The 12186-nt window shown below is 41.3% G+C and carries 8 protein-coding genes; 2 read left to right on the plus strand and 6 right to left on the minus strand.

Features of this window, described 5'->3' with window-relative positions; translation table 11 throughout:
- Positions 1-26: 26 nt before the first annotated feature.
- Positions 27-587: a cytochrome b gene (locus G4Y78_RS28400; protein WP_163836298.1), complete on the plus strand. Its 561-nt coding sequence runs from the start codon at positions 27-29 to the stop codon at positions 585-587.
- A 199-nt stretch (positions 588-786) separates the two neighbouring features.
- Positions 787-1944 carry a pyridoxal phosphate-dependent aminotransferase gene (locus G4Y78_RS28405; protein ID WP_163836299.1) on the plus strand — a complete coding sequence of 386 codons (1158 nt, stop codon included), beginning with the start codon at positions 787-789 and terminating at the stop codon, positions 1942-1944.
- 61 nt (positions 1945-2005) lie between these two features.
- Here the strand turns inward: G4Y78_RS28405 and G4Y78_RS28410 are convergent, their stop codons facing one another.
- The 6 genes from G4Y78_RS28410 to glmS form a co-directional block, all read right to left on the minus strand.
- Entirely contained in the window at positions 2006-3598 is a 1593-nt protein-coding gene (locus tag G4Y78_RS28410) for a Tn7-like element transposition protein TnsE (protein ID WP_163836300.1), read from the minus strand.
- The gene (locus tag G4Y78_RS28415) at positions 3588-5129 is read right to left on the minus strand and encodes a TnsD family Tn7-like transposition protein (RefSeq protein WP_163836301.1); all 1542 of its coding nucleotides are present in this window, start codon (positions 5127-5129) and stop codon (positions 3588-3590) included. Before G4Y78_RS28415 ends, G4Y78_RS28410 begins: the two co-directional genes overlap by 11 nt.
- 2 nt (positions 5130-5131) lie before the next feature.
- The gene (locus G4Y78_RS28420) at positions 5132-6766 is read right to left on the minus strand and encodes an ATP-binding protein (RefSeq protein WP_163836302.1); all 1635 of its coding nucleotides are present in this window, start codon (positions 6764-6766) and stop codon (positions 5132-5134) included.
- Entirely contained in the window at positions 6759-8867 is a 2109-nt protein-coding gene (locus tag G4Y78_RS28425) for a Mu transposase C-terminal domain-containing protein (protein ID WP_163836303.1), read from the minus strand. The genes G4Y78_RS28420 and G4Y78_RS28425 overlap by 8 nt, the downstream gene beginning before the upstream one ends.
- Positions 8854-9684 carry a TnsA endonuclease N-terminal domain-containing protein gene (locus tag G4Y78_RS28430; RefSeq protein WP_163836639.1) on the minus strand — a complete coding sequence of 277 codons (831 nt, stop codon included), beginning with the start codon at positions 9682-9684 and terminating at the stop codon, positions 8854-8856. Before G4Y78_RS28430 ends, G4Y78_RS28425 begins: the two co-directional genes overlap by 14 nt.
- A gap of 469 nt (positions 9685-10153) precedes the next feature.
- Positions 10154-11989 (minus strand): glutamine--fructose-6-phosphate transaminase (isomerizing), encoded by a 1836-nt coding sequence (glmS, locus tag G4Y78_RS28435; RefSeq protein ID WP_163836304.1) that lies wholly within the window; start codon positions 11987-11989, stop codon positions 10154-10156.
- Positions 11990-12186: the final 197 nt, after the last annotated feature.

Genomic DNA, 12186 nt, shown 5'->3' on the forward strand with positions numbered 1-12186 from the left:
TAGTAAGAGACAATCAGGAGAAAAAAATGAATAGCTTCCCTCAGAAACTTTCGCGCCCTACAAAACTGCTCCACTGGCTGATTGCCCTGGGAATGATCGGGCTGCTACTCCTTGGCTGGTATATGGCTGAATATCAGGTGTTTAGTCTGTATGACTGGCATAAATCGCTCGGAGTTGTTCTTTTTGTTATAGCCGTCATGCGAATTGCTTGGCGTTTGAAGGAGGGGTGGCCTGATGCAGTATCGGATAGTCCGAAGTTGCAGAGAGTTGTTGCACGAGCGACACACTGGGTGCTGATCATCTGCACTGCTGCAATGCCCATTTCCGGCATGGTTTCATCTGGCTACAGCGGTTATGGATTTGGGCTGTTTGGCCTGGCAATTGTTCCAACAAGTACTCCAATAATGGAAAATGGAGAGTTTAAGGGAATGACGCCATTTGATGCAGACTTGGCTGCATTAGGGCACGACATTCATGAAATCGGAATGTGGGTTATGGCAGTGGTGATTATCCTGCATGTCTTAGCAGCCATGAAGCATCACTTACTTGATCGTGATGCTACCCTTAGACGCATGCTGCGCACCTAACGGGAGTCCTTTTATACCCATTCATTTCTGGCAATTGGGCTCAGCATTTTGAAGGGGAGTTCACTGCCGAGATAGCAGTCATAGATATAATTGCCTTACTCTGCCTGAGGTCTCGGCGATCAAAATTAATCAATTAAAAGAATTGATGGTTTGGAACTAGCCAAAACCCATCAAATACTAAAGAAAGATGTAGAAGAAGATGACTGATACATGGGCGGGCCGTTTTCCTCCGAATGAGATAATTTCACTGCTTAACGTAAATAGGCGGTACAATCTAGCGGAAAGTACATCACAAAATCTGAGCTTTGAAGAGTTACTGGATTTTGTAGGACCAAATGCTGTTAGGAATATATGTCTTGGTTATGGGGATTCACAGGGACTTGAGTTTTTGAGGCAGATAGTGGGTCAGATGATGAATATCCCCGCTGAACATGTGATAAGCACGCAGGGTACGGCACTAGGACTTTATCTTCTTGCAGTGGAATTGTGCCGGCCAGGTGATGATGTAGTTATTTTCACCCCTTGTTTTCCACCCTCGCGTGACAGTCTTGTGGGTAGTGGTGTTAACCTGCGACAAGTGCCTTTGGAGTTTGATGATGGTTACCAGATTGACCTTGAATACTTCGCTGCATGCTTGACGGAAAACACCAGGTTAGTAAGTATAGCTACACCCCAGAACCCTAGTGGAGTAACGGTATCCCAGGAAACTATCGAGGCTATGTTGGAGCTTATGTTGAGGGTTTCGCCCTATGCCTATTTATTCATTGATGAAACCTACCGTGAAGCGACATATGGTGAGGCTAAGGTGCCAGCAAGCTTCGCTGGTTTACATCCACGTATTATTACTGCTGCTTCGGTTTCCAAGGCCTACGGAGCTCCAGGGCTCCGGGTTGGCTGGTTGACTGTGGAGGATGAAGAACTACGCCAACGCCTGATCACAGCCAAAATGAACATTGTAATCTCGGGCTCACCGTTGAATGAAAATCTTGCAGCTCTGTTGTTGGAGCAAAGAGCACAAATACTTACTTCAAGAAAAACTTTACTAAAGCAAGGGCTTTCTATTGTTGCTGAATGGACCAGGATTCATGAGGAGTATTTGGATTGGGTGCGTCCAGATGGGGGGGCCTTATGCTGTATGCGTCTAAAGGAGAGTCAGTTCGATAGTGAAAGTTTGACTAGGTTCTGGAAAGGCTTAGCAGATAGAGAGTTGCAGTTGGCTGATGGTCATTGGTTTGGAGAATGTGGAAGGGTTTTTCGTCTGGGATTTGGTTATTTATCACTGAATACACTGGCTGAGGCACTTGACCTGCTTGGGGATGCGTTAAAGGATTTCAGTGCTGCAAAAGAACCTTTATGAAGCCAAAAGCCACTTTCTGATAACTTTGTTCCTTCATGATTGCAAAATTTCAAATAGGCACTTAGATTAGATTAATTTTATAAGCAGCTCGCGCTACCCAAGATTCCAACGCTTCATCCTCGTTTTTAATCTTTTTATCTGGGTGGTCCAAGTAATAACGAGAAACTGTCTGCTCAGTGATATTTCTGCGTTCCCATTTAACGGAGTTGGACATCAGGTCTTTGAGGATTTGGTCTTTTAAATTGCACTCTTCAGCAGGGTCTGCTCGATATATAAGAGTTGATAGGCTTTGCTCTGGTTTAAGCTCAATTTCCAGTAAATATACTATGGTATTTTCATCTCGCTGTAAGGTGACGAAGGAGTATTGCCTTTCACGACCATCAATTAAATGTGCTGTTTTACAGTTACAACGAGGCACGTTGCCTGTTTGTACAGTGCTTTTCCAGCTATGTTTTTGCTCGAGTTGTTCTAATAGTTTGTGAAACAGGGTGAATTTGTCTTGTGCTTCTACCAGGTCAGATTCAATTCGAGTGTCAATGTCTGCTCGTGGTACTGTACCAGTCGCGTCAGACTGAGTAATACCAACGCTATCTTCTAACTCTTTTTCTTCTACATCAGACTGTTCTCCTGCTGGCAAAAATTGAACATGCCTTGGTGAACGTTTCATGTCGATTTCAAGATCAAAATGTAAGCCGGCAGGAGAGACTGTTAGAAGGCGGTGTTTATTAGTTGGCCTGGGTGTGGCATCTGGATCAATTTCATTTTTTTCTGAGGCTTTAGTTTGCTCTGTAGTCCTTGTTCTATCAGTTTTATTTTCGCTATCTGTGATCACAATTTGGTCATCAGGATGACTGAACCAGACCTTTTCTAGTGGAGGAGACGGTAGTCCCGCAATAGATTGAATCCTCCGAATATAATGATGATTTTGCTCTCCATCAGTGAAGCCTGACCAAGAGATTTCACAGCCTTCAAGACTGGGTGGTGTGAAGTTAAATGACCACCGTTCTACTCCTGATTCAATACGTGCCTCTTTGTTTTGATGGCGGTAAATAGAACAAAAGCTGTTTTCTGCATCATTGTTAAATAACAACCATGTAAAGTACTTTCTGTATTCCTGGTTGTTAAGGTATGCAATAGGAATATCTGGCATCAAGTTGATAGTACCTTCCCAGTTAGTTTTGCTCACATTAGCGATTGATCGTGTAGTGCCTTCTAACATGGCCACACGAACCAACTCTGCCGAACAGAGGTGAAGTCGGCGGGCGAGCTCAAGAGAGGGTAACCAGTAAATCTTGTGTTCACTTTCAATACAAAATACAACTTGGTCTTTTAATTGATCATAATATTCACTCATTCGTTGAAGGCTACCAGGCATGTCTTTGTATGTTTTCTGCTGCCATAAGTGTGTTGGTGGTAAAATAAATCGACCTCTGTAGCCGGTTATAGCCTGGTTATCACTGGTGATTGGGAAAATACTGCCAACAGTCAGTGCAGGAATGGCATCAATGGGAAATGCTTTTCGTAGAGGCTGATTTTCTGGTGTTAAAAAATAGGCAACTATTTTCCAGCCTTCAGATGGCTTTCTGTAAAGGTCACCCAATAACAATAACTTTGATCCTTCTGGAATGCCTTTAAAATATGTATTACTTGCCACTTTTTCCTGTGCCTTCTAGTTTCTTAATTATTGTTTTAACCTTTTTTGTTAGCTTTTCTCTGTGAAGTCCAGCTTTTCTTTCAAGCTTCCAAACTATCACATTCTCACCACTTTTTGTCAGCTCTTGTGCTTCTTTTTGAAGTCGACGGATTTGATAGTTCTCAGTACTTTCACAGTGCTTATTTAGCCACTGATTAGACTTTGGTAAATCAGCCAAGTGTTTTTCGATGGTGCTTGCCATGTCTAGTTGGTGAATGAGAAATGTTTTAGTTAATTGGGGGTAGTTCTCTGATTTGATCAGCTCAGCAAGCAGAGCTTTTAGTTGTCTTATGGTTGAAAGGTCCCTTTTTCGCCAGTTAGCGCCATAGTGTTGTTTGGGACTAACTCGCTCAGGCTTGTTTTTTCTGAGCCATGCTTGGTCATGTTTATAAAGCCAGGCATAAAGGGCTCCGCCAACTGTTTGTTGCCTTAGCGCTTTCACTCCCATACCAGGGTGTTTTGTCATGACCTTTAACCACTGTTTTCGCTTATCTTGAATAGCAGCAGTTGATGGCTTTTTAGTTGAAGCCCTTGGTTTAGCTATTTCTGGTACCTTTGAAAACTGCTGCACTTGTTCAATAATGTCTACTGCATCATCTTCAGGAAGAAAACTTTGCCAAACTAAAGTATGGCGTAGTGGGTGGAAAGACTTTCTGTGCTTTCGAAACAGGTTTACCAACCATGAGTCGCTTTGTTCGAGGCAATACTCCACCTGTAGTCTAAATAAGCTATTCTGCCAATCTTGGACTACATGTTTTACGATTTGGCTGTGATTGATACGACTACCTTTAATCATGCCACGGTGAGTGGCTATCCAGCGGTAGAATTGAGTCCATTGCCACTGGCTTATTTTGTTACCAATAGGTAGTGATAGAAGCTGATTGATAAGCTCGATAACAGCCCATTCTTTTTTTGATAAGTGAATGGTTGAATTTGGTAAACCGAACATTTTTTGGGGTGGCAAAACATAAAGGTGTTTAGCCTTAGGGTGAAAAAAGATTGCTGTTTCAATTAAAGGCACACTATGTTGATGGCAAACTGCTATACCTGGGATTTGGTGAATACGTTTCCAGTAGGCTTCGCCATATTGCTGCTGTTGGTCTTCTATACAGTAGGGGCAGTGGCGAAAGTAGGTAGGGGTTTTTATTGATGAGGCTGCAACACCAAGCCTCGTATGGATATTTCCTCCATAAGTAGACTTCATTGAAATTAAAACTTTATCGGAATTCTCTGGTGCAATAAATGGCAAATATAATGGGGCTAGTGTGTGATTCTGAATGATTTCGTCAACACTCGTTTGCCAGACTGTATTTGTTGATTTTACTAATTCAGGTAGGTGACTGGGAAAGTCTGGAACTGCCACAACTGTTTTGCTGTTAAATAGGTCTTGGATGATCGCTTTTTGGTTTTCTTGCCCTGTGTGAGCCCCATATCGTGCAATTAGGCTGTACAATAACTCATCTGGATAAGAGCAAGGAAAATAAGCAACCATACTTACCCCGATAACATATCTTCCACCGGATAAATAAGTCCACGGGATTCTATTGACTCGTACATTGTTCCAGTTTTTAGTTCAAAGACGTTTCTAAGGTCTTCCTCAGGTAGTTGCCCCCAGTCTTTAGTCTTTTTATTTTTAGCCTTTTGTTTTGGTATGTTTGCTTGTGCCGCCTTTTTGGTTGCTAGTTCTGCTGTTGTGGAATGAATTAATTGGATAACTGATATATCAGGGGTACGCCGTAAAGCATCAGTAACTAGCGGAACAGCAATATCTTCATTTACTCCCATTTCTATCAGCATGGCAATAGCGGATTTGGCTTTGTCTGTTTCTTCTGGTACACCAGTATCTATCCGGGAGTGTTGCTCTGGCTTAATAGCTGTTAAATGGTCAAAGGTGTTGAGTAGTTTTCCTTCTATTTCAGGCATGAAAAGATCACCGTATTCGGATATTTTCTTTTTGTTACCCTGGCGAAGTGCATTTAGCATGGAGTGAACTGTTGTGAATTCGTCATTGTAAACTTGTTTAAGTAGATCAACGGTAATGAATTCATTACCTACCAATATTGCCCGGGCTTGAGCCAAGCACATCAGCTTAACCACAATATCTAGAATCCCTTGAGAAAGGTCATACAAGGTATCTCGAATGATTGTTGTGAGTGGTTTAGGCTCTTTAAGCCACTGGAATTGCCACAGCTCAGATATAAAGTCATCCCAGCTCTCGTCTTTGACCATCCTGTCCCAAAACACACTACCTTCTCCGGCGGAGCGTCGAGCTTTACGAAATTCACCAGCAAAAATAGGCAGGGCTTTTGGTGTTCCAATCAATACAACTGATACACCAATGGTATTCACTAGTTTTACGAGAAAGTTGATCATTTTCTTCTCGCCACCACCTTTTGCTAAATCAAGGTGTTGAAATTCATCTATAACCAGTAAGCCGACTGCGTGAATCAAAGATAATTGTGCGGCGCTTGTAATTAGATAACCGATACCTTTTCGAGAGCCGCCATACTTTTTCAAGTAGTTTGTTCCTAGCCGCCTGTCCAGGGCCATAAAAAAGCTCAGGCAGAACTCGGTCAGCGTACCATCATGAGGGCAGTCTACTTTTAACCAAGGTATTTGAATCATGTTGTACTCTGGGTGGTATATTGCTTTGGGATAAGCTTTAAGTAATCGGTTAAAGGTTGTCGTTTTGCCTGAGCCAGAAATTCCAATCACGGCCATGGATGATGCAGTAGAGTCCACATCATCATGCATATAAGCATCTAAGTCTTTTTCGACAATTCTTTGATAGCCGTTATTTAAGTGCTTTTTAAAGCTGGCATGTTTAGGGTTTCTACCCAGATAGCCTTGTCGGATCAGGATTGATAATTTTCTTTCAAGAACAATGTGAGAAGAAAGTGGCTCAAAAAAATCTTTAGTTAACCTGGCAATTGCATGGACTCTAATGTGGCCAGGAAGATTCTTTTCTGATTCTTGAAACACCGGCCTTTTACTCAGTAGCTTTACAACACTGGCTGTATTCATGATAGGAGGCAAGGCACTGATTAGCGGATTATCCGCATATTCAGCTAGCCCAGGATTAATGTAGTCTGCTTCGGGTATTTTGAAGTCTTGATGGTCGTTATTCATCAGACTCCTCCTGATTCAGAAGGTCTTTTAAGCGGGTAGGGACTTTAAAGCTTGCTCTGTTTTCTTCTGTTGGTCGAAGTGGAGTCACATTTTTTGGTGTTTCTTTGTTACTAGGTGGCAGTTTTTGCTGGGCTTTTTTAGTTCGCTCATAATGACGTTCATTTCTCTTGTTTTCATTAATTCCTTTCACCCGTTCTGACTTACTTAACGACGAAATATTGGGTTTTGCTAGCTTCGACTGATTAGCAATCTCCTCAAGCTCTGTGGTCAGATTCACTAAACCAGCTCGTTTTTTAAGTTTTGAGGTTGTTGCAACCTCTGCCTTAATATCATTCTTAAGCCAAACCTCCCAAATGGTTAAATCTCGGTACTCTCGGCTACGTTCAGTTAATTCAGCTTCCATAAATTCAGAATATGAATCAGTTGGGCGTATGTATATTTTATTTGAAAAGTAAGGGTCATAAGCAACTGTAACTGATTTAAGTCCAGAGTAATTACCTTCAAACCACCCCATTTGAATTGCTTTTTTGCAGGTGTAGTAGCAACCAAATAATTTGACGCCATGTTCAGTGATTGTCGCTTTAGTGTGAGGAAATAAGTTTACTTGAACCAGTTTTTCTGGCGGGCGACGTAGCCGACCAGTACGGTACTCAATGCCCCAGTTCCAAAGTGTTACCGGGTTATGAGGCAATGATGCTGGCATATCTTCGTCAGGATCGTATTTTGATAAACAATGCTCATTGTTATAAAAGAGCACAATCTTGATCATGAGCTGACTAAACTCTCGCAAGGTGTGTATAGCATCCTGACGGTAGTCTTTCCCATGCCGCTTTTTACCAATTGGGTTTTTGGTAACATAGCCTTCAACGAAGGGTTTAAACTTGGTCTGTATTGTTCGGAAATACCGTTCAACGATACCTTTCCAGTCAGCACGATAAGCCGGTGTATTCTCTATGTTGATGTGAAAAGCTTTGCTTAACACTTCCACATGCCTACCCATCATTTCACCTTTGTCACCAATAATGGTTTCCGGCAAACCAACGGATGGCCACATTTCTTCTGTTATATCGATATCAAATTGTTTGCAGTAGGCAACTTTGTCAAAAGCAGCATTAGCGATTGCTTCCATAGCACTTACCCAGGAAGGATTTTCCAGACCAATATACAAACCGACTATCATGCGGCTGAATACATCAACGACTAAATAGATGGTTGGTCGACCAATAATACGCTCACGATCTTGAGTTGAGACCAAATAAATATCAGCAATGGTGGCATCTATTTGATAACGACTACCTGGGCCTGATACTTCTGCTGTTGAGGTGTTAAGTACCGGTCGGAAGTCTTTCAAGTAATTAACTTTACCTTCTCGTTTTTTGGTTACCTCAATAGGGGAATACTCTTTTTCAAAAAAATATTTAAACTGTCGCTCAGTGGGGACTTCTAGCAGATCTTTGGGTTTACAAGGTAGTTTTACACCAAAAGCAATAAGCATTTGGTTGTAGGCATAATCAAAGTCGTATTTATTTTCATTTAAATAACTTTTTTCAATGGCAACCCGAAAAATGCTACGAATATTATCGTCAACATTAATACCGGTACCAGCTGACCGGGTTCTTGGAGCTCCACGTTTTTTCTCACCTGCAGCTCGAGTCTTACCTGCACCGCCACATTTTTCATAACGACCACTTAATGCATTTTTGCACAGACCAAATTGCCAATATCGGCGTAACCACCGATAAATGGTTTGCTTTATTGCACCACTTTGTTTTTGCACTTGATCAATGAGAGAGCCCCGTTCTTTGCGAAGGTAAATAGCCGGTTGAGCAGAAATAATGTCTTTAATTGCAGCCCAGGCATTTTCTTGTACCTGTTCAGCTTTAGAGCCTTCTTTGGGTGCGGTAAGTGCAATGTGAACATAGGGGTCTTCGATTTTTTTCAAGGAACCGTTTGCCGTTTGATGCTCAAAGTCTGCTCGCTCTACTGCTTTGGGTAACGCATTTTCTGAATCAATATCTATCCAAAATATGATCTGTTTATTGGACCACAGCACTCTAATGCGACTGTCACCATATTGGTAAACATCATTAGGCATAAACATAAGCTGTTTTTCCTTTCAGCCAATGTTCAGAAGCTTGAATTTGATTAGACCTTAATGATCGATGATTAATATTCGACATATTCCAGTAAAAAGCTTGCTGAGCTAATAAATGACGCAAATAAAGTAAGTAAGTGCCACGTTTTACACCTTTATTTTCATCAAGGAGAGACATGACATGAGCTATTTTAGCTTCAGGGTAGGTTTGTAATGCTTTCCATATTTCTGAGAAAACCAGTTGTTGGTTTTGCTGATCCAATTCAAAGTTATATAAGTGTGGTATTAGCCATTTAATATTTTGAATGAGAGTTTTGGGTACCTCTTGTTCAGTAAATATAAACCACGAAAAACCTTGTGATTCCCAAAAATTTCGTTCTAGTTCTAGCTTTTCGATTACCCGTTTATTTTCTAAATCTTTAGCGTACTTAACTGCAACTGCATGGGTTGTGATGATACCTTCCTGTTCCAGGTCGATAAGCAAGTCGGTTGTCATGACTTGAAACACGCCTTTATAAGCTGGGTGTTTAATGCCAACCCTTTCAGAAATTTCCAAAGTCTTTTCGGGGTCTAAGGGAAACTGTTCTCGGATATCGACTACTTTCTCAGACCAGTCAAATAGTAAGAATGCAGCAAGCTCAAGGTCGGATAGTAAATGAACAATTCGGCCATGGGTTATGGATGGTCGTCTGTGGACTCGCCCCTTACTGGGAACATCCTGAACTTTAAGAAAAGGCTTGTAGTACTTACCGTGTCCTTCACCACGACCTTCTTTGAAGCGCCTTATTATATTGGGCTTTAGCAGCTCTACGACGGGCTTTATGGAGGGTTCGAGAAATGAACGTCCAAGCTATGCCAACACTGTTAGCATAGCTCAGAATGGCCAAAGTATGATACTTTATTGTCTTTCTACAATAGTTGTAGATTTACAATAAAGCATCATACTTTTGAGCGTCGTAAGCCATTGATTTTACTAGAACAACTTTTCTGTGATCATTGCTAAAGTATCATACTTTTGTCGTCTTGTTTATGGATATTCTACATTATTCAAACAATAAAGTATCATACTAAGCATGTTCATTGAGCTTTAAAAGTTTGCCACATTTAAGTCTCAAACCACTTAAATACAGTGTTTTAAGAGCTTTCTATCGATACATTATTCATATATAACTCTTACTTTTAGAGCTTTTTTTGATCAGCAAAGTATGAGACATTTTTGTTTAGTATGATACTTTATTGTTTGTCACATACTTTAATGTCTTTCTACAATAGTTGGTTATAATAGTTTTTTGCTACTCAACCGTCACTGACTTCGCCAAATTCCTTGGTTGATCCACATCTGTACCTTTAATAATCGCCACATAATAAGACAGTAGCTGTAAAGGTACTGTGTAGATAATGGGGGCGATGACTTCGGGGACGTCTTCAAGGTGCATCACTTTTACACCTTCGGAGTTGGCTAGTTTGGTGTGGGTGTCGGCAAATACGTAAAGTAATCCACCACGAGCGCGGACTTCTTCCATATTGGATTTTAATTTTTCCAATAATTCGTTATTAGGTGCCACTACGACCACTGGCATATCGGTGTCAATTAATGCTAATGGCCCGTGTTTTAATTCACCTGCCGCATAGGCTTCTGCGTGAATGTAAGAAATTTCTTTTAATTTTAAGGCCCCTTCCATAGCAATTGGGTATTGGTTGCCGCGGCCCAAAAATAAGCTGTGGTGTTTTTCACTGAACTCTTCAGCTAAGTGCTCGATGTCATTACTCAACTGTAAAACATGATTAATTTTATTAGGGACTTCTTTTAAGGCTTTAACTATTTCTGCTTCTTGCTCTTTTGATAAGCCTTTTTGTTTGGCTATAGAAGTAACCAACATTAATAGTGCAATTAGTTGAGTGGTAAATGCTTTAGTTGAAGCAACACCAATTTCTGCGCCTGCACGAGTCATAAAAGCAAGGTCAGACTCTCTCACTAATGATGAACCAGGTACGTTACAGATAGAGAGTGATGCCATAAAGCCGGACTCTTTTGCTAGCCTTAAGGCAGCTAAAGTATCGGCGGTTTCACCGGATTGGGATATAGTGACAAATAAACAGTTTTTAGGCACAAAAGATTTACGGTAGCGGAATTCTGAAGCAATTTCGACATTACATTGAATACCGGCGATTGCTTCAAACCAATAGCGGGCTACCATTGCAGCATGATAGCTGGTACCACAAGCAATAATTTGTACTGCTTCTGCCTTGCTAAATAGTTCTTTGGCATTTGGCCCAAAGCTTTCTTCAATAACTTGTTTTTCACTTAAACGGCCTTCCAGCGTATTATTAATTGCTTCTGGCTGCTCGTGAATTTCTTTTAACATGAAATGGCGATATTTACCTTTATCGCCTGCATCATGTTCTACAGAGCTTTCGGCTATTTCACGTTCTACTTGATCGCCATTGGTATCATAGACTTGAACAGATTGGCGGGTAATTTCTACGATATCGCCTTCTTCTAAAAACATAAAACGGCGAGTAACGGGTAATAATGCCAGCTGATCTGAAGCAACAAAGTTTTCACCAATGCCTAAACCAATCACTAAAGGGCTGCCAGAACGAGCAGCAATAGCTCGACTAGGATCACGACGGTCGATAACCATCATGCCATATGCCCCTTCAAGTTGATGAACAGTTTTTTTTACGGCTTCTAATAAGTTATTGCCATTGGATTTCAGTTCGTGGTGAATTAGATGAGCGATGACTTCAGTGTCTGTATCAGAGGTAAATTCGTAGCCACTTTGCACTAAGTAATTTCTTAGAATTTCGTGGTTTTCAATAATACCATTGTGGACAACGGCAATATCTTCACCAGAAAAGTGGGGATGGGCATTACGCTCACTGGGTTCACCATGGGTAGCCCAGCGGGTATGAGCAACACCAGTACCACCAGTTAAAGGGCCCAAACTCAAAGCATCAGCCAGCTCAGCTACTTTACCTAGCCGTCTGATTCGCTTTAGTTGGCCTTCATTATCAATGATGGCAACGCCTGCTGAATCATAGCCTCTGTATTCTAAGCGGCGTAGGCCTTCCACTAAAATATCTGCTACATCACGTTGCGCTACTGCGCCAACAATTCCACACATAGTTGAGTTCCTTTATTTAAACTCTTTCCTGATACCAACAAAATAACCTGTTCACTATAGTCAAAATGAATTGCCTTTAGGTGAGGCCGTCAAGTGATAAAGCCCAGGAGCTTATGAGTAATAAGTGACTGGGATGACAGTTAAATGCTCCATGCGTTAACTGCATTCTTACCATCCTTGGTGATCAAGAACGACAC

This window comes from Spartinivicinus ruber (genome assembly GCF_011009015.1).
Classification (GTDB): Bacteria; Pseudomonadota; Gammaproteobacteria; order Pseudomonadales; family Zooshikellaceae; genus Spartinivicinus; species Spartinivicinus ruber.